Source organism: Geobacillus jurassicus NBRC 107829, from assembly GCF_001544315.1.
Classification (GTDB): Bacteria; Bacillota; Bacilli; order Bacillales; family Anoxybacillaceae; genus Geobacillus; species Geobacillus jurassicus.
Map to the genome: position 1 here is coordinate 64,253 of NZ_BCQG01000002.1, position 24,663 is coordinate 88,915.

Below are 24,663 nucleotides of genomic sequence, written 5' to 3' on the forward strand. Positions count from 1 at the left end.
CAGGAGATGACCTGCCGTGAACTGGAAACGAAGCGTCCGCATCCTTTGGCTGTGCAATTTCATGGTGTCCGCGGGGATGACGATGGTCATTCCGTTTTTGTCGCTGCTGTTGTGGGAAATGGGCGTCACCGAGCACCATTCATTGAGCGTCTGGACCGGTCTTGTCTTTTCCGCGACGTTTTTGTCGGCGGCCATCATGGCGCCGATTTGGGGCATGTTCGCCGACAAGTACGGCCAGCGCGCCAACCTCATCCGCGCGGGGGTCGGCATGGGGCTCATCACCAGCTGCATGGCGTTCGCCCATTCGCCGATGGCGTTGCTTGCCCTCCGATTCCTTGTCGGCTTTTTCTCCGGGTTCATCACCGTCTCGTTTTCCTATTTGGCGCGCGTCGTGCCGAAAGATCATAGCGGCGAGGCGCTTGGGACGCTGCAGACGGGAAGCATCGCTGGCAACATCATCGGGCCGCTCATCGGCGGCGCCTTATCCGATTGGTTCGGCTTCCGCCCGGTGTTTCTCGTGACCGGGTTTTGCATTTTGGCGACATTGCTTCCTGTCGTCTTTTGGCTCGAAAAAGACCCCGTCGCGCTGCGGGCGAAAGAAAACAAGGCGAGTTTCAAAGAAGTGTTCGAGCAACGGACGCTCCTCGTCTTGTTCGCCGCTACGTTTCTCGTGCAAATCGCCGTTCTCGGCGTCAACTCGATGATGACGATTTTCGTCCAATCGCTCGTCGGCCATTCTAGCAATCTCGCATTTCTATCAGGGCTCGCCTCCTCGATCACAGGGATCGCCACCATCATCGGCGCGCCGTATTTAGGCAAACTCGGCGACCGGATCGGGCAAGGGAAAATGCTGCCGATTTTGCTTCTGCTCTCCGGCTTGTTCGCCTTGCCGCAACTATGGACGGATCATCTTTATGAATTGTACGTCTGGCGCTTCTTGCAAGGGCTGGTCGTCGGCGGCGTATGGCCTGCCATTCAAGCGCTGATCAACGCACAATGCCCGCGCCGCATCCAAGGCCGGGTATTCGGCGTCACGGCCAGCAGCCGCTTCCTCGGCAACCTCGCTGGCCCGACGGCAGCGGGAGCCATCGCAGGATTCGCATCCATTTCCGCCATTTTCGCTTTATCAGGGGTGCTTCTCATCGCCACGGGCGTCCTGGTCGGCTATGCGGCCCATGACCGCGCATGGCGCGAGGACATGAAAGAGAAAATCGCCGCTTGGGCGCACCGCCTTCACATCCGGCACTGACAGCGCGGCAAGGACAATGAAAAACGGCCTGAGGGGAAACCCTTCAGGCCGATGTCTATCATTTTTCCGTCCGTCGAAGCAGCGAATACGGCATCGCCTCCCCAATGCGTCCGTTCCGCCCCGTCGTCGTCTCCGCCGTTGTGAGCGAATTCCAAATCGCTTCTTCCACCGCCTCGATCGCGGCTTGAAACAACTCGTTCATCAGCGGCGCATCGTCGCGGACGAGCGGCGGAACGGATTGTAGAACCGAATCAGAGAAATGGGGGATCGTATAAGCATTGGAAAACGCAATCACAATATCGCCGCTCCCGTGATGGACGCAGCTTCCCGTCCGCCCGAGCCCCACCGCCGCCCGCCGCGCCAGCCGCTTCAACTGCCGCGCATCAAGCGGCGCATCAGTCGCGACGATCATCATAATCGACCCAGGCGGCACGTCCCGTTCATCGAACGACGGCGGCACATATGGCACGAACCGCAGCTCCCCGCGCCGACCGAAATTGCTCACGACAAGCGCCCCGACCGTATATCCCCCGCCCACGACCCGCGACGAGCTGCCGACGCCCCCTTTCCAACCGAAACACATCATCCCTGTTCCTGCCCCGACCGCCCCTTCTTCCATCTCCACGCGCGCCGCGGCAATCGCCGCTTTTGCATGCTCTTTCGTCACCGCCATCACCCGCGCCGTGTTCAAGTAGCCGTCATTGCATTCGCCGACGACAATGTTGACCGACCCCGTCACATCCCCGATCTCTGGCGTCGCCTCCAACATATATTCCAGCGTCCCTTGCCAAACCGCCCCGACGCTGAACGTATTCGTCAGCATAATCGGCGACTCGATCACCCCGAGCTCCTCGACTTGCACCAACCCGGCCGTTTTCCCAAACCCGTTCAACACAAAACAAGCGGCAGGCACTTTCTCCAAAAACCAGTTGCCCCCGTGCGGCAGCACCGCCGTCACTCCGGTGCGGATCGCCGTTCGCTCATCCATATCTTCCCGAATCGTCACATGCCCAACCCGAACCCCTGACACATCCGTGATTTGATTCCGCCTCCCCACCGGAAGCGTACCGATGGAAAACCCGAGATCGCGAAGCTTGCAGCGCATCCCCATTCCCCTTTCTTCCCTTTGCTTGCCACAAACGTCCATCCGGAAGCAAACCAACGTTGCTCCTTCTATCAAGTATACCGCATCGAACAAGGCAGCTGCGAGAGGGGAGCAGAAAGCAGGAGAAGAAACACCTTGACCCGTGGCGAGGATTTCAATGGGAGGGGACGGGCAGGCCCTCACATCTCAAACAAAGACAACAAAAGCGGAAAAAAAAGATAACTAGCCTGTCGGCAGGTACGAGGAACACATGCAAACGACTCACAGCCGCGGATCTTGGACCGTAGTTTCAATCCCTCATAGGTACGATAAAAACTTGCAAGCTGACCTTGTTGCTGGAATTATGAACGCGTTTCAATCCCTCATAGGTACGATAAAAACCCAATGCCATCGCTCGAATTTCTGGGCGATGATAGGTTTCAATCCCTCATAGGTACGATAAAAACCTCATAGATTTCCTTGACTTCTGTGATCGGTGTATCGTTTCAATCCCTCATAGGTACGATAAAAACAAGTATTCAAATACGATACGATGCGGCGTTTGATTGTTTCAATCCCTCATAGGTACGATAAAAACAAAATTCCGCTTGCCCGATTTGGTTGTTGTTCAAGGTTTCAATCCCTCATAGGTACGATAAAAACTCGCTTCGCTCTTGGACAAGAGCGGGAAGAGTTGGAAAAGTTTCAATCCCTCATAGGTACGATAAAAACGAGATTGGGGAATTGGCGAATGAAAATAGATGTTTGTTTCAATCCCTCATAGGTACGATAAAAACGGTCATGGAAAATGATGGAGGTGGACGAAAATGTCGTTTCAATCCCTCATAGGTACGATAAAAACTAAATTTAATGTCAACGTCATCCTACGGGCAGACATGTTTCAATCCCTCATAGGTACGATAAAAACTCCATGATGCGGTTGACGACCACTTCCGGGATCGTGTTTCAATCCCTCATAGGTACGATAAAAACGAAAACGACCATGGATACACGTATATCCATGAGTCTGGTTTCAATCCCTCATAGGTACGATAAAAACCCCGAACTCGATATAGAGAAAGCGATGTTAACACGTGTTTCAATCCCTCATAGGTACGATAAAAACCACTGAATTGCCCATATATCCCCTGTCAGTGCTTCTGTTTCAATCCCTCATAGGTACGATAAAAACGATTTTTTGCATTGCGTCATTAATCATCGTGTCGGTGTTTCAATCCCTCATAGGTACGATAAAAACGGATGAGCGTCGGAATAACGCGTTTTTTCGTGAATAGTTTCAATCCCTCATAGGTACGATAAAAACCTTCAGAGCCCAAGCAACTTGTTTTTCTGTTCCTTGGTTTCAATCCCTCATAGGTACGATAAAAACCGATGTGGACGCGGAAAAAGTGATAAGAAAGGGAGATGTTTCAATCCCTCATAGGTACGATAAAAACCCAAACCATGCGCATCAAATCAAGCTTTTTCCCTCTGGGCTGTTTCCAGAATATAACGTTTCAAAAATTCTGTCAATACGGTTCGGCCGTGATGGTTGTAGGATTTTGACGCAAAAGAACATTGTCGTCGATCCCCCGGGTTTTTTGCACGATTGGAGGTCGACGACAGTAACACAACTTTAAATCGTCACCCTCTACCTATTCATCCCTTAATACAAATACGCCGCTCCACTTTCGTCTTTGAAACCAGTCTGCATGTCGTAAAATTTATCCACTTCATTGGGCGGCACCCAAAAGAAATTCCCCTTGACACCTCCACGAGTAACAAACTCCGCTAGCTGACTGTTCATCAATCGGTTAACCCTTATTTGAACCATATATTGGCCCATCGCTGTTGTTATACGGCGGAGAACCGCCTTTTTTTCGTAAATAGGCATATTTTTCGCTGTCATAATACGCTCATACTCATCAGCTAACTTAGTTGCCTCTTTTGTTAATTCAACAAACACATCAGCAACTCCGTCCGTCTCAATCAATTGAAATTCATTAAGTTTGTCCAAGTCAAGGCCACAAACAGCCTCACTCCATAGATCACGCGAAGCATCCATTGGAAGATGTTCTGCTAATTTCTGATAGTAGTCAAACAGCAAACTGGGAAAGAGCGGTTCAGGAATTTCTTCATACATATCAAATATCTTCTTTGTCCAATTGAGATGATGAGAGCCATATATATATTGTGCATCATTACCAAGCTTCACTATGTACACTGGACAAAGTTCCCCCCTCTCTCCACTACGATTTACCCTGCCGGCTGTTTGGATAATTGATTCCAATGGAGCGAGATCGCGATATCCAATATCAAAGTTCAAATCGACCCCTGCCTCAATCGCTTGGGTTGACACCAAAATCACAGGATTTCCGTTCCGATCATCCAACCGTTCCTTCACTGCCTCGATTACTTGACTTCGTTGCCAAGGAACGATATTGGTCGACAAATAAAAAATTTCTACATTCCCCAATATTCCTTCTGAATGAGCCTTCTTCAGTAATTGATAAATCTCCTTGCTTCTCCGAATAGTATTCACTACAATCAGTGCTGATTGATGCGGTTGCCAAGTATCAAGAAAGAGGTTAAAAAACTCTTCACCGTTTCTTTTACGTCCGATTTGTGAAATGAGCCTAGTGCGAGTCAAGCTGGCGAAATATTCTCTATAGCTAGGCAGCAACTCTACAGGCTTACAGAACGATTGACCAAGCAATCGATCCCCGAGCTCCAACAATTGAGGATGAGTGGCGGTCATTAGAATGAATCGGGTTCCATAGTACTCTGCGATTTTTCTCAATACCGCCCCTATGAGTGGCATGTATTTTTCAGGAAGCGCCTGCACTTCATCTAGAATAATAATGCTTCCAGCCAGTTTATGAAATTTCTTAAGCGGACGGTTCCGATTGGTAAAGATCGAATGAAACAGCTGGACGAACGTTGTCAATACAACATCGGCTTCCCATGCCTCCGTTAGTAACAAGCGTTGGTCTAGCGGCAGCCCTTCGTCCCCTTCAGTAGAAAAGCACAAATCTGCGAGTCGATGATGCGCAAGCACATGCATGTCCTTCCCAAACACCGCCTCATAATCCTGTCGGCTCTGCTCAATAATATTGATGAAAGGAATTGCAGTGATAATCCGTGGAACGTATCCCTCCAATTCAGCAATCCGTTGCTGTAGGTAAAGGGCGCATTCCAACGACGCAAGCGTTTTTCCGATCCCGGTAGGAGCGGTAATCGTAAAAAATTTTTCCTTGCGAATTTGCTCATCCCCTAACCCCTTCAAGACAGATAGCATCTGTTGGCGCGCTCTCTCCCTTTGCTCTGTCATTGGTGAAGATATCTCTCCTCCATGCTTAGCGCGAATGTAGTCGGTCACTCTTGCAGCAGGGACTGTCTTCACAACAGAAGGCAAGATCCCCCCGGAATCTAGTTTATCGGAATCAATGAGCAGAGAAAAAAAGTAATATAGAGCAAAAAACCAGTAATCTTTCCGCAATCGCCCTTTCATATGCTGGGGCATGTGCAGAAAATAGCGGGTATCAGAACGCCACTGACATAAATCAACATGTTGCAGCAACCGGAGAAAGTCTTCATCCTCCTGCAAGCCAAGGTCAGTTAAAACGTCTATCCATTTTTGACTGAGGTTGGCATGTTGTTGCTCCAAAGTCCACCATACGTCATTCGAAAACAACTCTTTCAAGGTAGGATTTCCATGGTGAAAGCGCACACAAAGATACGCGATGAACGCCCAAACCTGTTTTTCAGGATCAGGAACATGTTCTAGACAACTTTTTACAAACGCCCGTGCAAAACAGGCGGAAATGTGAGCATGACTACTCAGTTTGGACGTTTTCTGCTCTGTGAGATACGACTGAAAATAATCCGTATACTTCCCAATATCATGAACAAAAAGAAGAGTCTTTGCTAAAACTTTCACATCCTGATGTTCCAAACTAGGAAAGGCCACGGTAGGAGGAATAGCATGTTGGCCATTTTGAGACACATTATGAAGATGTTCAGCTAATAGATGGAATATCCCACTCCCTCGATCATAGTGGGCGTAATACTTCATCCAAATTCCTCCTCCCCAATGGACAGAACCGGAACGCAATGGAGCGTCGCCGGTTCTCACATTCATTGCATCCAGACAATGTTACGTCCGTTGCTTAAGGTTATATAAGAATTGACGTTTGCATAAATAGGAGAGTTGTTCATATTAATGACCACGCTCGTTTTGCCCCGGGGCGTCAAACGCCGTTCTCTGTCAAATTCTAAAAGCAAATCCTCTTTAACCAATCGGTAAGACCCTTCCGCCGCGGGCGCTAGGTCAATCCTCTTCACGGAGTGTACAGGCAATACGGACGACACCGCCACCGGTTTCTCTTCTTTTCTTTCGTCCCCTTCCCAGACACCTTCATACTGCAGCCACCCTAAGTTGTAAGCGGTGCCCAGGGCCACGGAGATTCCTAAACTACCGTAGCCTCCCGATGTAGAAACAGCCATGAGCTCCTTCAATCGTTGCATAATCTTCGGATTGCGATGAGAGATGTACACTCGGTAATCTAGGTATCCGTTGCGGATGTCCTGGGGCAAGACCAACTCTGTCGCCGTCTGGCTATGGTTTTCCTGAGACCCGTTGCAGTCATCCCATTTTTTCACCATTAGCAAATTCACTTTCTGAATCATTTTCTTAATCGGCGCATGGCTGGACACAGCAATTTGGCACTCGTCCAAAGAAAAGTCTTCGTAATAAGAATCTCTCTCATATCCTAACAGCCCTGCCAAAATGCCGATGATCGTCGTACGTGGTGGGACTGAATAGGACAGTGCCGAGGAATTAGAATAGTAACGTCGAAAATGAGCCATCTTGCCGCAAAGCCGAAGTTCCAACACTTGCACGCTCACGAACCTCCAAATACAGTCAATGGCTCCCACAAGTCAATGGGCTCAAAATCTGGCATCTTCGTCAGTGATTGCCGATCCGCGAACGGATGAATCCAGCCAATTACACGTTCCACATATCCTTTTTGTTCCATCTCTTTTAGAACTGATGCAAGGGCTGCAAAATCAACACGTAGATCAGAAAGACTGCGGATTGGTCTGTCTTCATCCACCTCAACTCGCAAAAAACGACGCAAGTCGCCTAGATATCCATCAAATGTCGGGGTGTACACGACTTCCAAGTAGCAGAGCGGGGTTTGCCCTTGTTTACTGTCAGTCTGGTTCGCCATCATCCCTTGCACCAGTGCTTTGCGGAAAATCTCCCGGTCCTGTTCGCTCATTCCGGTTCGTTGGGCGTTAAACTTGTTGATAGTGCCGTAATGGGCGACACAGGCATAGTGTACCTTGTACTTTTTTCCGAATGTAGAGCTGTCATCGCTCATGATGGTCGTGATCGTATTGGATTTCACCAGCTCAACCGGATGAAGAGAATACCCCCAAGTAATCTGCACCGGTCCGGTATAAGTGCGAGATACATTTTCCACCGCCATCGCGCTGCCAAACAGACGAATATCGATTAGCGATCGTTTAATGATTTCAGTGAGGAAGAGATTGTGAAAATCGGTTAACGCTTGCTTTTTCTTCTTATCCCCCTTCACTTTATCATATAAAGAAAGGATATCATCACCGTCCGACTCTACTAGATCATTCCAAGCCTTAGCGATCAATGGCTGTTCGCCAAGCAAATTACGAAACCGTTCCGCATCCCGCATCCACTGTTCCCGGATATGCTCAAACATTTGCGAAACCGATACTTTCCGGTCAGCTAATGTATCCACAAAAATAGGAAATCCTTTTTGTTTGAGGAAATCACGACAATCCCGTTTGCGGCGCGCCTCGCTGACCAACAGTGTGGATGTCTCATAATCCATGCGCGGCTTATTCTCTTGATCTGGATCTCCGTTTGGATTGGTCATGACTGCTTCAAAGAGAAACAGAAAATCGCTATTTTGCTGAATGACCATCAAACTACAACCCCTTTCCCCATCATGGTAACTTTTTTATGGCGTCATAGCAGGAGCAGCATCGGATTCCGTTTGATCGCCGTCCTGCTTCTTCCCTTTATGGTTAGCCAAAATCCCCACCTGATAAGCGTAGCCGGACATGATATAAAAAACATTAGCATGATCACTCAATGGCCATTCTTTTTCCTTCAATGTCCCACAATGCCGGTGAAACCCCTCAATGAGCACTTCGCTGTACCGATCAAACGCATCATACTGGCGCAACTTGTCCAACACATCGTAGTACAGGCGATATACTTCCGATGCCAACATCCCTTGAAAATGAATCTTCTTGAGCACGGGTTTCGTTTTGTGTCCTTTTTTATACTGTTCAACCCCCACACGATGAATCATGCACCCAAGGTAAAATAAAGCCTTCGCTTCTGAACTGAATCCTTGGCGATCAAGAAACTGTTCGACCGCTTCCACGGAGTCATATGATTGCATGTCTCGCTCCTCCGTTCCGAATGATGGTGTAAAAACAGGTTTGTCCAATATGGCCAACTGATGTAAAACTTGAATAAAGGCCAAGTACTGCATGGCAATACGCTGGATAAAAAGATCCGCTTTGTCGGGATGGTACTGCTCCAACCCCATGTTGCGGTAGTTGTCAATCTTTTCCTTGGATAGTTGCTGCATCCCTTTATCTAGGGCCTCAGCGGCATAGTTGAACAAGGTTTCCGAGTGAATGCGATGGCCGGAAAACAAGGCTTTGTAAATTGACAAAACCCGGCCTACATCCACCTGCTCCCCCTTCTTCGTTTCACGGATCGGCACCATGCGGTATATGTTGCCAAGCGACATCCCTCTCAGAAATGGTTTTAGTTGCCCACTTACTTGTCTGACCGTCTTCATAACCTGCATGAACCTCAAAGCAGGGACATCTTCGATCGTTTCCAACACAGTGAAAGAAACGCCATCCGTCCGATAGACGATAATGTGGATGGCAAAGTAAGGACGTTGCATCCACTCCGCATCCGCCTCGACCATTTTCATCCACTCTTCTGCCGCTTTGCATTGAAACGCAAAGTCCAATTGGTCTTTGATGCGGCCGATGCTGTCGTAATCAAACGGCTCAAACAGCCCTTCGGGGAGAAAAAAAGCGCTCTCCCTAGCAATTGAACCTTTAAACCGTTTTTCAATCAGCGCCTCACCGTTGACCAAATGCCGGTAGCACTCAAGGCATATTGCGTAAGCGTCATCGTAATTGTACCCATCCGCCTTGTACCGCGCCGAGTTGATCGTAGTGGTAGTAAACACTTTATTAATGCCAGTTCGGCTAAATTGAGTCGTATACTTACTCTTCACCGAGGGCTTCAGCTGTTGGCATACGTGGCACACCCGCTGTTCACTCGAGTGTAATGCTTCCTCCCGCTCATTCGGCAACTCTAAATTGTTGATTTTTCGCACCAATGTTCGATAGTCTTCATGCTGCGACAGGACAATACGAATTCCTTGCTCAAATACAGCAGGGATCACTAACACAAATCGGTCTTTTTTATTTTCGTGCTCCAACATTGCGCGAACAAAAGCCTCATACTTGAACTCTTGGGAACCGACGCAGATGGTTTGGTTCTCCTTCTGCAAAATGACGGATTTCCCCTCAAGAGAATCCGGGAGCTGAAAGCGATCCAAGCGCACCTTTCCGCTCCCTTTTTTGTTGCCAGTGACAATCAATTCAGCCGCTTCCATTTTCGCGATCCATTTTGACAATTGAGAATCTTCCATATGCTGTTTCCGAAGAGCTAGTTGCAAATCGTTCCATACACTTGTCAAGAGATAATGTAGTGATTCCACTTCTCTCACGAGATAACTTTGCAAGGTGGCTGCATCGTTATTTCCAAAATACCCGTATTCATACAATGTGTCTTGAGAATACGGAATGGGGTCTTCGATCCGAATGACCCGTCTCTCTAGGTCGAACGTCAAAAAAACTGCATACGGCCTTTCTTCCGATTTGATCTTCGTTTTAAGCGATTTCACCTTCGACGCAAGCGGGTCATAATCCGCAGGCACTAACGACCCGAGATACGCTGTCAGCTGCGGCAGATTCACGAACGGACACCTCCTGATTAACGGCTGATGGGGCGGATACAGCCGAATCCGCATGAATTTTTACCACCAAGACCTGCATCAACAGCAGCTTGCAACAGACGAGAATCCCCCTCAAGGATAAATTTCCCGTTGTACGCTTCAATAATGGTGTTTTTGTAAAGCACGATCTGTTTACGGAAATCTCCGATTGAATCAATAGAGACAGGCGCAAACGTGAGATCCGTTCCGTATATCAGCTTGGCTTTCCTCACCAGGTTGTCAGAAATGATTCGTTGAAAATCTTTTTCCCCCGGATGAAAGTATTTCGTATATCTTCGCCCATCCGACCGCAATAACGTGGAATAAGCGACCACTGGCGAAAGCGTCTCCACTTCAATGACAGATTTCTCAACTTTAAAAATCTCGGTTTGGATGGATGTGACACGCAAAAACTGGCTTCCGATGCGTATTCCTTCCATGAGCAAAACTTGGGTGATTTCCCGTATAAACTGCTCAATCGGTGAGGACAGCATGAGTTTGGCCGTGTTTTGAAAGACTAACATTTTGGATGCAGAGACATAATCATGAGGGCCTATTAAACGCGAGAACGAGAAGAGGGCAAACCGTCGACGATCTACGATATACCCTTGATTGTGAAGAAACTCAGCGAATTCCGGACTAAGGTGGCGATAAATCGCCGCTTGCAGGAAATGGTTGTAATTGACTGGAATCTCCCAAGGAGTGTCACTTTGCAACGTAATTGTGATGTGCATGTTTCCTCCTCCGACATTTGCAGGTTTATGTATACGATTATATATGTGCACTTCAAACTATTCATACCTTATTTCATTTTCAGGGATGTGATGGAAAGATATGACGCAAAATCTCCTTTTTCGCTGCCACTATCCTAAAAACGGTTTTAATCCCTCATAGGTTACGATAAAAACGTGAAGGCCTGCCAGCGTTTTCCCCATTCCTGTCGGGTTTCAATCCCTCATAGATACGATAAATACAATCTAAATCCTGCCACACATCGACACTGTTAGAATGTTTCAATCCCTCATAGATACGATAAATACCCCAAAACCGCGCATAATATCAAGCTTTTTCTTTTCGGGCTATCTTCAGAATATCATATTTTAAAAATTCCGTCAATTTTTGTCCGTAATGGCTGTAGGGATTTGGCGTAAAAAACAATTGTCGTCGATCCCCCGGGATTTTTGCGCGATTGAGGGTCGACGACAACGTACGGGTTAGACTCGGGTGGCCTGTCCATACTTCCCCAGCTTATTCCTTCATCTTTTTCAATCCGCTCAACTGGCAACCCAGTCAGTTCGTGAAAGATCTTCACATCATGCCCCTTGGCCAACATTCTCTTCGCGATGTCTATTTTTCCTTCGTGCACGATATCCTATATAGACCCCCATGCCGAAAAAATTTCGGCGCCATCGGAAGGATGAAAATACCCTTCTGTCGAACATTTTAATTTTATACATTTTGGAATTTAAGTATTTTCAGGATAAATGCAACGAAAAAGTTTAACATATCCTTGACGGAAAAGTGGCTTGTCCATTTTTCGACTGTCGAAGGCAAGCCACAGGCTTGCCTTCGACAGTCGATCAAATGCTCGGTAAAAGCTACAAATGTTAAAGCTTCAAATTGCATCTATATAAAATGGCTCTGACTCATAGCACTGCACTTTAGAACAATCTTGACGATTCGTCATCCGAATAGGAATTATCTTCCCATTGCCACTGTTTCAATCCCTCATAGGTACGATAAAAACTTGTTCTGCATTCTTCACCTTGCTTTAAGCATTGCCAAAAAGTATAGAAATATGAAAAAAAGGCCTTGAATTTTCCAAATATATTTATTATTATAGCAATAAGATCATACCACAGCAATGATCTCAGGGTTACTATGATAAGGGCTTTCTGCCTAGGGCAGACTGACCCGCGGCGTTGGGGATCGCCTGTCGCCCGCTTTTGGCGGGCATTCCCCATCCTTGCGCAAAATCAGACCTTGGCGGAAAACGCTAAGGTCTTTTTTACTACATAGCAATATTCATTGGGAGGGGATACAAGTGAGACATAAAATCGGCCTTGATATCGGCATTACCTCTGTCGGTTGGGCAGTCATTAATTTGGACATTCCTCGCATTGAAGATTTAGGAGTCCGCATTTTTGACAGAGCGGAAAACCCGCAAACGGGAGAATCACTAGCTCTCCCGCGGCGCCTCGCCCGCTCGGCTCGACGTCGCCTGCGCCGCCGCAAGCATCGGCTGGAACGCATTCGCCGTCTTCTCATCCGCGAAGGAATTTTAACGAAAGAAGAACTGGACAAGCTGTTTGAGGAGAAACATGAAATAGATGTCTGGCAGTTGCGCGTAGAGGCATTGGATCGAAAATTAAACAATGATGAGTTGGCCCGCGTCCTTCTTCACTTGGCCAAACGGCGCGGTTTTAAATCCAATCGCAAAAGCGAGCGCAACAACAAAGAAAATAGCACCATGCTCAAACACATCGAAGAAAACCGAGCCATTCTCTCAGGCTACCGAACCGTTGCCGAAATGATCGTAAAAGATCCAAAATTTGCATTTCACAAACGCAATAAAGGAGAAAATTACACGAACACCATCGCCCGTGACGATCTCGAACGGGAAATCAAACTAATTTTCACCAAACAGCGCGAATACGGGAACATCGTTTGCACAGAGACATTCGAAAACGAATATATCATGATTTGGGCATCACAGCGCCCTTTTGCTTCTAAAAATGACATCGAGAAAAAAGTCGGTTTTTGCACATTTGAACCAAAAGAAAAGCGGGCGCCGAAAGCAACGTACACATTCCAATCGTTCGTTGCTTGGGAGCACATCAATAAATTACGGCTCGTCTCCCCGACAGGCACACGGGGACTCACGGATGAGGAACGCCGTCTTTTGTATGAACAAGCGTTCCATAAAAACAAAATCACCTATCATGATATACGGACGTTGCTCCATTTGCCCGATGACACCTATTTTAAAGGCATTGTCTATGACCGGGGCGCACCGTTAAAGCAAAGCGAAACGATCCGCTTCCTTGAACTCGACGCCTATCATCAAATTCGGAAAGCCGTCGATAAAGTTTATGGGAAGGGGAAGTCAAGTTCATTCCTCCCCATCGATTTTGATACATTCGGTTACGCCCTGACGTTGTTTAAAGATGATGCCGACATTCGCAGTTACTTGCGAAACGAATATGAACAAAACGGAAAACGGATGCCAAATTTAGCGAACAAGGTATATGACAACGAGCTAATTGAGGAACTATTGAACTTGTCATTCACAAAATTCGGCCATCTGTCGCTAAAGGCGCTTCGCAACATTCTTCCTTATATGGAACAAGGCGAGGTCTACTCAGTTGCTTGTGAGCGGGCAGGGTACACATTTACGGGGCCAAAGAAAAAACAAAAAACATTATTGCTCCCGAACATTCCGCCGATCGCCAATCCGGTCGTCATGCGCGCATTGACACAGGCGAGGAAAGTGGTGAACGCCATTATCAAAAAGTACGGTTCGCCGGTATCCATTCATATCGAATTAGCCCGCGATTTATCACAAACGTTTGACGAGCGGCGGAAAACCAAAAGAGAACAAGATGAAAACCGGAAGAAAAACGAGACGGCCATTCGCCAGCTGATGGAATATGGCTTGACGATAAATCCAACCGGCCATGACATTGTCAAGTTCAAACTTTGGAGCGAACAAAATGGGAGATGCGCCTACTCGCTTCAACCGATTGAAATTGAGCGGCTGCTTGAACCAGGTTATGTAGAAGTGGATCACGTCATCCCGTATAGCCGAAGCTTGGACGACAGTTATACAAATAAAGTGTTGGTATTGACAAAAGAAAACCGCGAAAAAGGCAACCGCATCCCTGCCGAGTATTTAGGAGTAGGCACAGAACGCTGGCAACAGTTCAAGACGTTTGTATTAACGAACAAGCAGTTTTCCAAAAAGAAACGGGATCGGCTGCTCCGGCTCCATTACGATGAAAACGAAGAAGCGGAATGGAAAAACCGAAACTTAAATGACACCCGGTACATTTCACGCTTTTTCGCCAACTTTATTCGTGAGCATCTCAAATTCGCCGAAAGTGATGATAAGCAAAAAGTATATACGGTCAACGGCCGCGTTACCGCCCATTTGCGAAGCCGCTGGGATTTCAACAAAAACCGTGAAGAATCGGATTTGCATCATGCCGTCGATGCCGCGATCGTCGCCTGTACATCGCCAAGCGATATTGCCCGAGTCACCGCCTTTTATCAACGGCGCGAGCAATGTAAAGAATCGGCCAAGAAAGCAGAACCGCACTTTCCGCAACCTTGGCCGCACTTCGCCGATGAACTGCGGGCACGTTTATCAAAAAATCCGAAAGAGAGTATAAAAGCTCTCAATCTTGGAAATTATGATGATCAGAAACTCGAATCGTTGCAGCCGGTTTTTGTATCCCGAATGCCGAAGCGGAGCGTTACAGGGGCGGCTCATCAAGAAACGTTACGGCGATACATCGGCATCGATGAGCGGAGCGGGAAAATCCAAACCGTTGTCAAAACGAAACTGTCCGAAATTAAACTGGATGAGACAGGGCATTTCCCGATGTACGGCAAAGAAAGCGATCCGCGGACATATGAAGCGATCCGCCAGCGTCTGCTTGAGCATAACAACGATCCGAAAAAGGCGTTCCAGGAACCTCTGTACAAGCCGAAAAAGAACGGGGAACCCGGGCCCATCATTCGGACAGTGAAAATCATCGACACGAAAAACCAAGTCATCCCGCTAAATGACGGCAAAACCGTCGCCTACAACAGCAACATCGTCCGGGTCGATGTATTCGAGAAAGACGGCAAATACTATTGCGTTCCCGTCTACACAATGGACATCATGAAAGGTGTTTTGCCAAACAAATCCATTGAGCCAAACAAACCGTACTCTGAGTGGAAGGAAATGACGGAAGACTATACGTTCCGATTCAGCTTATATCCGAATGATCTCATCCGCATTGAGCTTCCTCGGGAAAAAACAATCAAAACCGCCGGGGGCGAGGAAATCAAAATTAAGGATCTTTTTGCCTACTATAAAACCATTCATTCGGGAACAGCAGGACTGGAATTAGTCAGCCATGACTGTAGCTTCTCCCTCTCAGGCGTCGGTTCAAGAACCCTCAAACGATTCGAGAAATACCAAGTAGATGTACTCGGCAACATCTACAAAGTGAGAGGGGAAAAGAGAGTTGGGTTGGCGTCATCTGCTCATTCGAAAACCGGGGAAACTGTCCGTCCGTTACAATCAACTCGTGATTGAACAAGAAGAAAAAGTTTCTATCCCATTAGAAGATATTTGTTCCATTGTGATTGAAGAGCAAGCGGTCAGCGTGACAGCAGCCGCCTTAAGCAAAATGGCGGAGTATAACATCACCCTGTTCACTTGCGATCAAAAGCGTCTGCCAAACGGAATATTACAGCCGTTCCAAAAACATTCCCGGCAAGTAGGCGTGCTGCACATGCAGTACGCCTACTCCAAACCTTTTAAAAAGCGAATTTGGCAGCGAATTGTCATCCAAAAGTTGGTCAACCAAGGAAAATGCCTAGAGTTCCTTCACAAAGAAGGAGCCGACGAGCTATACCGCATCAGCAAAACCGTCGACTCTGGAGACAGCAATAACCGTGAAGCGTATGGAGCCAAAAAGTACTTCCAGTATTTATTTGGCAGTGAATTTACCCGACGAAGCGACTCAGTGGTGAACGCTTCTTTAAATTACGGATACGCCATTATGCGGGGACTGGTCGCCCGCTCTCTCGTCGGGTATGGTTTTTTCCCGTGCTTAGGAATTTACCACGATAACGAGTTGAACAAATTTAATCTCGCTGATGACTTTATGGAAGTACTGCGCCCGCTCGTCGACCTATACGTGGCCCAACACATTCAACTGGATGATGAATTTTCTCCGTCCGTTCGGGCAGACTTATATAATTTGGCCAATATGGACATACTATTGAATGGAGAAAAGCTGACCGTCGTGAACGCGGTGGAAGAAATGACAAAAAGCTTCGTCACCGCAAGCCGAAGCCAAGACCCTTCGTTGTTGAAATTGCCGGAACTTCTCCCATTGCAACTGCACGTGTATGAGTAAGTTTATGCGATTGCTCGTCTTTTTTGACCTTCCCGTCGTGACCAATCGGGAGAAGCGCGAATACCGGCGATTTCGCACATTCCTGCTAAACGAAGGGTACGATATGTTGCAGTTTTCGGTCTACAGCCGCGTCTGCCATGGACACGAAGCAACGGACAAACACCTAGCAAGGTTAAAACGCAACTTACCCCCTCGAGGATCGATTCGGGCAATGGTCGTAACGGAAAAGCAGTACGCAAAAATGCAGCTGCTTCTTGGGGAGCCGACAGCACAAGAAAAGAAAATCACATCCACCCAGCTGACGCTTTTTTAAAAAAAACGGGAATGGTTCCCCTTTTTTGCATAAGCACATTTGCATTTTTTGAAAGCAAAAAAGCCTGCGATCCTTGAGATAGCAGGCTTTTTTGGATACGTATTATACCACAGCGATAATCTCAGGGGAACTATGACAGCTGTTGTGTACATAGCTTTTTTAATTTATTATACCACAGCGATAATCTCAGGGGAACTATGACCTTCACCTCGTACTCGACAAGACCACGTATATTATACCACAGCGATAATCTCAGGGGAACTATGACCCGATTAACCCCCTTTTCAAACCGCCACCATTATACCACAGCGATAATCTCAGGGGAACTATGACCTTCGCAAGGCTAACACTGAACTAATCGTCATTATACCACAGCGATAATCTCAGGGGAACTATGACCTCCTATGTTATTTCCTTTTTCTGATTATAATTATACCACAGCGATAATCTCAGGGGAACTATGACACCATGTCTGCCTCAAGTTTCGCGACACGCATTATACCACAGCGATAATCTCAGGGGAACTATGACGCATCCATTTAAATCCCTCTCCGTTCAGAATTATACCACAGCGATAATCTCAGGGGAACTATGACCTGTCCCACGGAGGACAAGTCAGTACTCCATTATACCACAGCGATAATCTCAGGGGAACTATGACAATGGCTCACAGTGTCTTTATATTGCTTATATTATACCACAGCGATAATCTCAGGGGAACTATGACAATACAAACGCTTCATTGTCGCGCATTTTTATTATACCACAGCGATAATCTCAGGGGAACTATGACTTGAGGAACCGCGAGTCATTGGTGAGTGCGATTATACCACAGCGATAATCTCAGGGGAACTATGACACCGCTTGTATTCCTCAGACATGCACACCTATTATACCACAGCGATAATCTCAGGGGAACTATGACAGATATGTATGATTTTAATACAAATGAATTATTATACCACAGCGATAATCTCAGGGGAACTATGACAGATATGTATGATTTTAATACAAATGAATTATTATACCACAGCGATAATCTCAGGGGAACTATGACCTGATCCAAGGAAACCTGTTCTTAGACTTGATTATACCACAGCGATAATCTCAGGGGAACTATGACCGACGCCATTCCGTCCACGCCATGACCGCCATTATACCACAGCGATAATCTCAGGGGAACTATGACTTTAAATTTTACAACGATTGCTCCGATCAAATTATACCACAGCGATAATCTCAGGGGAACTATGACGCTTCTTCCATTATCCCCATCCTGCTAAGGAAAGGACTTGTTCGCCCCGTCCTTCTCTATATCCCCCTCCAACCTCCCGATAATCGCCTCTTGATACCCCGCCTTTTTGCGCCGCTTCATCTCTTCTTTCACCGGAAGCAAGTCCTCTGCCGAGATCGATGCGAGTTTGGCGAGCCGCTCAGGTGGAAGTTCGATCGCTGGGTTGGCCGCCACGTAATCGTCCAAGGAAAAGCGCCAGAGTGCGACGGCCGAGCCGTACCGTTCAAGCAATCGTTCGGCCATGGCCAATCCTTCCGGGTCAAAATCGCCGGAGTAAAGCAGGCGCGCGCCAGAGGCAGCGAGCAAATCCAGCAGTTTCATCGTCGCCAAGTTCATTTGCCCGTTTGTGCTCACAAGCGGGGCGCGGGTGTCAAGCAACGTGGAGAAAACACCAGCGTTTTCCACAATGTACACCGTCCCGCCGCGGGCAGGATAGGCGCGCGCAAGCGGCAGCACTTCCCGCAGCGGCACGTTCAGCGCCGCGTTTGTTTCCGCGGCGGCGGAAAAGACGGGATGGGAACCGTTTTCCGTTTCCGCTAGGATGTTGGCGCACGTGACAAAGTTCAATATATCCTCACGGAGCAGCCCGACTGACTGCAACAATTCATTGACGCTCTCGACCGACGCCACATCCCACTCGCCCGGTACAGTCGCTTGCAAGGCGGCTAACAACAGTTTGCCGGAAAGCGTGGGCAAATCGAACGCATGCGGATCGCCTGCCACTTGCTGGGCAAAGAGCGGGAGGCGCATGTACGAAGAGAGCGGCAGGCGGCGCAGAGCGGCGCCGACAAGGCGGACGGCGGCCTCAAGGCCGTTGCGGTCGGTTTCGTACGCCGCTTGGACGAAGCGCTGGCTGCGAACCGCCTCAACCCAATGATGCTCCTTCACAAGGCGCGCGAAAAACCGCTCCCTTTCTTCTTCCGCCGCTTGCCGCTGTTCTCTTTTTGACACGAGCCTCTCGCCGAAATATTGTTCGAGCAGTTCCACAAGCCCAATGCCTGCGAACCGCGTTTGTTCGAGCTGTTTTTCAAAATCAGAGAGGGAGACGCGCGAGACGTCTTTGCCGAAAAAGGCGGCGATCGTCTCCCGCTCTTCATCGGAAAACGCCGCCAACGAAACCGTGCCGCCAACGCGGCCGAGCGACTCGTACTTGCGCTTCATCTCGACCAATAGGCGGTGGAACGCTGGCTCAGAGCGGAAAAAGGCGGATGCTTCCTTGGCTGTGCTCACGTCTCGATCATCTCCCATTCTTGGTCATCGGTGACGAGCTGTTTGACGCGCCCATTCCAACGATAATGAATGACGGTGACAAACGACGCATTGCGCGGGCGGACGAGCTCACAAATGGATAAAGCGGGCACGGTGTCGTAGTCGCCCCAGAGCGCCTGCGAGTTCATGATGTAGTTAAAGCCGAGCTGTTCGACAAGGCCGAATAGGTTGCGGATGTTGTTTTCATCGACGCCAGCGAACGCCTCGTCGAGCGAGATGATGTACGGCGCGTCATCGCCCGCTTCCTGGTAACGTGAATACGCCGCGGCAAAGAGCGGGATGTACATCGCCATCGCCTTTTCCCCACCGCTGAATTGGTAAAAGCGATGGTTCGTCAGCTCGCGTTTCGGCTCGTTCGCTTTTTCGTAATAAAGGGTGAACGCAAACCATTTTCGATAGTCAAGCACTTCTTTTATGATTTGATGAAGCGTGTTGCCTTGACCGCGCTCCTCAAGCAGTTCGCGGGCACGGGCGATTTTCGAGCGGAAGTGGTTCGTCACCCGCTGCAAATCTTCCTCTTTCAACAACCGCGGATCGATCCGCAACAGGCGGACCAACTCCTTCGTGTCGAGCTCCGCTTCCGTTTCTGCCGTTTTCGGTTTCCATTGAATGGACAACACGAGTCCTGATGACGTATCAAGCCCGCCCATCAGCTTGTTCATATCGCTCACCCACCGCTCGGCGCGCTGGATGCGGCTGCGCAAAATGCGGCCGACCGATTTTAAAATGACGTCCTCATACAGCTCGCGGTCTTGTTCTTTCATATATTCGTGCTGCAAGACGATGTCGCGTTCCACTTCCGCCAACACCGCAAACGGCGTGGCGCGCTGGCCTTTGTAGTCGAGGAAAATGACGTGGCGCTCCTGTTTTTCCCGCCAGTCCGCCGCTTTCATCGCCATTTCGTCGTCTGGTGCGGATGTGATCCATTCGTGATCTCCGTCATCCGGCAGCCGCTCGAGCGTCGCCCGGTATTCGGTCAAGTTGGACGACTCTTGGAAAAAGACGGTGTTCAGTCGGGCGAGAAGCGAGGAGCGCGTCTCTTTCAGCACCGCTTCATACCGTCGTTTCGCTTCTTTCGCCTGTTCCGGAAGCGAACGCGAGCGGTCTAGTTCCACCAACCCGAGCGCCGCTTCGCGGGCGAACGACTCTTCCCACATGGCGGCAAGCCTGCGGGCGAATGCTTCCCGTTTCTCTCCTTTTTCCAATTCTGCGCGGACGAACGCCAACTGCTGTTCCGTCCGCGCCCGTTCGTTGACAAGCCGCGGAATTTCGCCGCGCAACGCAGCGAGCCGTTCCCGAATGCGGGCGATTTCCGCGCGAATGTCGTCCGCTCCCATTTGCGCAAGCGTCCGTTCCATTTCCGAAATTCGCAAAGCCAGCCGTTCCTCTTCATCGAGTAGCCGATTTCGCTCTCCTTTGGCCTCATCGATCTCTTCGGTCAGCGCCGCCAGCCGCTCTTGTTGCTGGGTGATCATTGCTGCGATATGGCACGCCTCGCGATAATGGACTTCCAGCTCGTGCAAGTGGCGGACGTACGATTTCATGACCAGCCGTGCTTGTTCGCAGCCGTCCGGAGAAAATGCCAAATCAAGCCCCGCCGACTGTTCACGCAGCGTCTGTTTCAACTGTTGCCACTCTCGGGCCAAGCGGGCGGCTTTTTCTTCTTGCCGCTTCCAGTCTCGTTCTTTGCTTTCGGCCTGGCGGCGGGCTTCCTCGCGTTCCTCAAACGCCGTGCGCACATCGCGGTCGGATGGAAACGCGGCAAACCAGTCCGCAAGCGCGGCAATGGCGGCTTCGACTGATTCATGTTCCGTCCGCAAACGGTCGCGCTGGCGCCGCAACGCGGCGATTTCTTCTTCCAGCGCCGCGATTTTCTCCATCCGCCACCGTTCTCTCGCCGTGCGGCCGATAAACATCGCCTGCTCTCTCACTGGCGCGTGCCCACGCAACAGGCCGATCGCATAGCGACCCGCCTCATCGAGCGCCATGCCTCCTTCTTGTTCCGCATCGGTGATGACGATGCTTCGGAGAACGTCATCAATCCGCTCAGCAGACACGGGCGCGTCCGCATCGGGACGCAAATAGTCGGCGAGTGTATGCGCCATATGGACAGGGTTCGGAATGAGCACGCGGTCGCAAACCACATCGACATCGCGGTCCGCGATGAGCGCATCGAGCAGCCCGGCGTGCGAGAGCGCTGATTCGATCCGCTCGCGCACGTTCTCTGGCACATGGTCGACAAATTCAACGGCGGCATAGAACGGGACAAAGGCCACCCCTTGCCGCTTGAGTTCGGCGCGGGCGGCGGCGGTTTGCTCGTCGCGCTCCGGCTCGGGGTCTCGTTCGTCTCGCCAATGGCGAAGTTCGGCTTCACGGTCCACCAGTTCGCTGTCCAGCAGACGGATCTCATGTTCCATCCGCCACTTCTCGTCGTTCTTCTTGCCGATGGCGGCGTAATACGCTTCAGCGAACGGGCGCTTGATGTCATCGATCGAATACCGCTCATAGATGGCGCTCACTTGCCGCAGAAACGCCTGAATATCCGCTTCCGAAACCTCGATTTCTTCCCTCTCGAGCCAGGCGAGCACCTGCTGTTCAAAGCGCTCTTTTTCTTGCTCGAGCAGTTCATCCCACTTTCGCTGCTGGTGGCGCCATTCGTCCACTTCCCGCTGCAATTCGCCCGCTTCTTTGCTCGCCTCCTCATAGCGCCCTTTCAAATCGTCATGACGGCGCCAAAGATGGGCCAGCTCCTCGAGCCGCTCGATATGGAGATCCGCTTCCCGCTTCCAAGCGGCGAACAGAAATTCCTGCTGCTTTCGGCGATGGCGGAGAAAATCGTCTTCGTTCACCGCATGGCTGGAGAACGCGCCTTCTTCGGCATCAGCGCGCAGCTGTTCGAGTTCATCCTCAAGAGCGCGTTCGATTTCATCGGCCCGTGCTTCCGCTTCATCGAGGCGGCGGCGGTGCTGCCGCCCAAGCCGTTCTTTTTCCTCGATCGCCCGTTCGTGCCGCTCCCGCCGTTCTTGCAGACGCTTCCGCTCGGCTTTGAGCTCTTCGCACTTGTCTGCTTGCCGGAACACCTCATGGCCAGCCAAGTCGATTTCGCGCGCCCGCAGCACGTCTTCTTCGCGGCGAAGGCTCGTGATTTTCTCGTCAAGCTCGGCAAGCCCCTTCTGCGCCTGCTCCTCTTCGCTTCGGCGGCGGTGCTGCTCGGCGGCAAGCTGTTCGGCTTGTTTCGCTGCTTTCTCGTATTCCATCGCTTTTTCTGCAATCATATATTCATTGTACTGGCGGTATTGGTCGCACAAACGCTTCAACGACCGTTCGTCGCGCTCGAGCTGCTCGAGTTGCTGTTTCGCTTGATCCATGTTTTCGATCGTCTCGGACAAATGGCGAAGTTCATCATCGGTCAACGGAGGCAGCGAGCTTTCCAAAATTTCATAGATGACTGTCGGCTTAAAGTCTTTTGACAGCTTCGGGCTGCGCAGTTGAATGAGCAACTCGATCAATTCTTGAAACGCCTCAAGCGATTCAAAGCGAAACACATGTTTATTGACGAGCTCCATATAGTCTTTTTGCGTCTCGACGACCGTTCCGCCCACGCCAAGCGTTGCGGCCAGCTCACGTTTCGTTAACGGGATTTTCTCCCCAGTTTTTTCCTTTTTATATAGGGTGATATCATGCCCGATGCGGCGGTTGTCGAAAATGACAAACCCCCAGAAGTCGAGGCTTTTTTGCCGCTTCGCGCGCAAGCCGATGCCGGTTGTGACGTACTGGTCGGATTCTTTTCGCTTATATTCCAAAAACAAATACCCCGTCCGTTCATCGCGGTCCACGACATCTTTTTCTCCAAGCAAGTAGTCTTCCATCCGCCGCGCTCGCGAGCCGAACGGGTCGAGCCGATCGGGCGTCTTTTTGCCGTCCAAAAGCACGGGGATCAAGCTTTGCATCGTCACCGACTTGCCCGCCCCGTTGCTTCCTCTTAACAGCAGCTTGCCATCGGCGAAATAGAAATATTGCTCATCGTAATACCAGAAATTAATCAGCCCGGCGCGATGGAGCACCCACGGATTGGCCATCATCTTCCCCCTCTTTCGCGTCAAAATCATCCGGATACCGCCCGCAAAGCCGCCCGAGGAGCGGATAGAGGACGATCGTTCCGGTGTCGTGTTCCACATCAGCCATGCGCCATTCTTTCAACGCCGAAAGCACCTCGCGGACAAGCTCAGCGGACGACATGTCGCGGTACGTTTTCCCCCACCCAGCCCCATAGCGGCGGCGGCAGTCGACAAGCCAAGCGGAAAACTGCTCTGGCGTCAACTGGATGCGGCCGTACTCATCAGGTGGAAACAACTCCAACCGCTCGCGCACCAAAGCGGCAAAATGAAGAATGATCTCCGACGTCCCTTTCTGGTCGGGAAATACGTTGTACGGCGCCTGCCGCTCCGGCAATGTCAGCATCGCGGCGTTTTTATACAGCTCGTAATGAAACGGCGTATGCGCTTCGATATCGTCGCGCAATCGATGGCGGAAGTTGCGCAAGTAGTAAAAATCTTGCTCGTCTCCCTCCGTCCGATACACCGCCGGGGATAAAAACAGCTTTCGATACAGGCGATGGCGCCGATAGTCTTGCGGCGCCGCTTTCCATTCCTCAGCGAGCAATTCGTCGATCGATTCATATTGCAGCAAATCTTTCGGATATGTGCGCATAAAATAACGGGCCAGCACTGGCACTTCGTACAGCGCCTCTTCCTCCACATGATGGGCGAACGCCTCAATCTCCCCGTCCATTCGGCGGATGAGCCCGATTTGTTCGGCCGTTTTCAACACACGAATGAGCGCGCGCCGGTGCGAGTAGTTCGTCCAATCGAGCGGCACGTCGCCCGGATACATGGCGCGGATTTCCTCGCATACGTCAGAAAGCAAAAACTTTTCTTCCACCGCCTTGCCTTCCAAATACGCCATCAAGCAGCAAAACAATGCATAATCAAGCGGCTCTTGAAACGTTTCGATTCCCATCCACGGCTCGGGATCAGCTGGGATTTTCTCCAGTTTGGCGAAATAGCGGTGGACGATGAGCCGATAGCCGAACTTTTCCTCAACGTATCGCTTGAGCACATGTTCACGCTCGCGGACGAGCTGGTACAGCTCCGGCTCTTTGTCACGAACGATCCAAAACTGTTCAAACAGCGCGGCGAGCGCTTCTTTCGCTTTGTCGTCAAACGCCGACTCCACG

13 protein-coding genes and 2 CRISPR repeat arrays are annotated in these 24,663 nt (G+C 49.9%); of the genes, 4 read left to right on the top strand and 9 right to left on the bottom strand.

The window, feature by feature from the left end; all coding sequences use genetic code 11:
* The first annotated feature begins 16 nt into the window (after positions 1-16).
* A complete protein-coding gene (locus GJ1_RS01000; protein WP_066227262.1) occupies positions 17-1,249 on the top strand; it encodes an MFS transporter in 1,233 nt (410 codons plus the stop codon).
* A 58-nt stretch (positions 1,250-1,307) separates the two neighbouring features.
* Here GJ1_RS01000 and GJ1_RS01005 read toward each other — a convergent pair whose 3' ends face one another.
* The 6 genes from GJ1_RS01005 to cas6 form a co-directional block, all read right to left on the bottom strand.
* Positions 1,308-2,354, bottom strand: coding sequence for a DmpA family aminopeptidase (locus GJ1_RS01005; protein WP_066227265.1), 1,047 nt, complete (start codon positions 2,352-2,354; stop codon positions 1,308-1,310).
* Between the two features lie 286 nt (positions 2,355-2,640).
* A CRISPR array of direct repeats spans positions 2,641-3,790; the repeat unit is 30 nt; unit sequence GTTTCAATCCCTCATAGGTACGATAAAAAC.
* A gap of 209 nt (positions 3,791-3,999) precedes the next feature.
* Positions 4,000-6,408, bottom strand: a complete 2,409-nt coding sequence (locus GJ1_RS01010) for a CRISPR-associated helicase/endonuclease Cas3 (RefSeq protein WP_066227268.1) — start codon at positions 6,406-6,408, stop codon at positions 4,000-4,002.
* Positions 6,409-6,470: 62 nt separating this feature from the next.
* Positions 6,471-7,235, bottom strand: a complete 765-nt coding sequence (gene cas5 / locus GJ1_RS01015; RefSeq protein WP_066227271.1) for a CRISPR-associated protein Cas5 — start codon at positions 7,233-7,235, stop codon at positions 6,471-6,473.
* 2 nt (positions 7,236-7,237) lie between these two features.
* Complete coding sequence (locus GJ1_RS01020; RefSeq protein WP_066227274.1) at positions 7,238-8,302, bottom strand: CRISPR-associated protein; 1,065 nt, start codon at positions 8,300-8,302, stop codon at positions 7,238-7,240.
* Positions 8,303-8,338: 36 nt separating this feature from the next.
* Positions 8,339-10,396, bottom strand: coding sequence for a TM1802 family CRISPR-associated protein (locus GJ1_RS01025; RefSeq protein WP_066227278.1), 2,058 nt, complete (start codon positions 10,394-10,396; stop codon positions 8,339-8,341).
* A 17-nt stretch (positions 10,397-10,413) separates the two neighbouring features.
* Positions 10,414-11,148, bottom strand: coding sequence for a CRISPR-associated endoribonuclease Cas6 (cas6, locus tag GJ1_RS01030; protein ID WP_066227281.1), 735 nt, complete (start codon positions 11,146-11,148; stop codon positions 10,414-10,416).
* Positions 11,149-12,458: 1,310 nt separating this feature from the next.
* Here cas6 and cas9 point away from each other — a divergent pair.
* The 3 genes from cas9 to cas2 are packed head-to-tail and all read left to right on the top strand — an operon-like array spanning position 12,459 to position 16,864.
* Entirely contained in the window at positions 12,459-15,722 is a 3,264-nt protein-coding gene (gene cas9, locus GJ1_RS01040) for a type II CRISPR RNA-guided endonuclease Cas9 (protein ID WP_066227285.1), read from the top strand.
* On the top strand, positions 15,652-16,551 hold the full coding sequence (cas1, locus tag GJ1_RS01045; protein WP_066227288.1) for a type II CRISPR-associated endonuclease Cas1: 900 nt from the start codon (positions 15,652-15,654) through the stop codon (positions 16,549-16,551). Before cas9 ends, cas1 begins: the two co-directional genes overlap by 71 nt.
* 4 nt (positions 16,552-16,555) lie before the next feature.
* Positions 16,556-16,864, top strand: coding sequence for a CRISPR-associated endonuclease Cas2 (gene cas2, locus GJ1_RS01050; RefSeq protein WP_023633352.1), 309 nt, complete (start codon positions 16,556-16,558; stop codon positions 16,862-16,864).
* A 101-nt stretch (positions 16,865-16,965) separates the two neighbouring features.
* Positions 16,966-18,119: direct repeats of the CRISPR family, unit length 36 nt; unit sequence ATTATACCACAGCGATAATCTCAGGGGAACTATGAC.
* A gap of 24 nt (positions 18,120-18,143) precedes the next feature.
* Here the strand turns inward: cas2 and GJ1_RS01055 are convergent.
* From GJ1_RS01055 to GJ1_RS01065, 3 genes are read right to left on the bottom strand one after another with little or no spacing between them, the layout of a single operon-like run.
* Positions 18,144-19,388, bottom strand: coding sequence for a TIGR02679 family protein (locus tag GJ1_RS01055; RefSeq protein ID WP_066227291.1), 1,245 nt, complete (start codon positions 19,386-19,388; stop codon positions 18,144-18,146).
* Positions 19,385-23,506, bottom strand: coding sequence for a TIGR02680 family protein (locus GJ1_RS01060; RefSeq protein WP_066227294.1), 4,122 nt, complete (start codon positions 23,504-23,506; stop codon positions 19,385-19,387). Before GJ1_RS01060 ends, GJ1_RS01055 begins: the two co-directional genes overlap by 4 nt.
* Entirely contained in the window at positions 23,466-24,662 is a 1,197-nt protein-coding gene (locus GJ1_RS01065) for a TIGR02678 family protein (RefSeq protein ID WP_066227297.1), read from the bottom strand. The genes GJ1_RS01060 and GJ1_RS01065 overlap by 41 nt, the downstream gene beginning before the upstream one ends.
* Between the last annotated feature and the right edge of the window lies 1 nt (position 24,663).

Coding starts and splice junctions, on each gene's coding strand:
- GJ1_RS01005 (WP_066227265.1), bottom strand. CDS start 2,354: ATGCGCTGCAAGCTTCGCGATCTCGGGTTTTCCATCGGTACGCTTCCG.
- GJ1_RS01010 (WP_066227268.1), bottom strand. CDS start 6,408: ATGAAGTATTACGCCCACTATGATCGAGGGAGTGGGATATTCCATCTA.
- GJ1_RS01020 (WP_066227274.1), bottom strand. CDS start 8,302: ATGGTCATTCAGCAAAATAGCGATTTTCTGTTTCTCTTTGAAGCAGTC.
- cas6 (WP_066227281.1), bottom strand. CDS start 11,148: ATGCACATCACAATTACGTTGCAAAGTGACACTCCTTGGGAGATTCCA.
- cas2 (WP_023633352.1), top strand. CDS start 16,556: ATGCGATTGCTCGTCTTTTTTGACCTTCCCGTCGTGACCAATCGGGAG.
- GJ1_RS01060 (WP_066227294.1), bottom strand. CDS start 23,506: ATGGCCAATCCGTGGGTGCTCCATCGCGCCGGGCTGATTAATTTCTGG.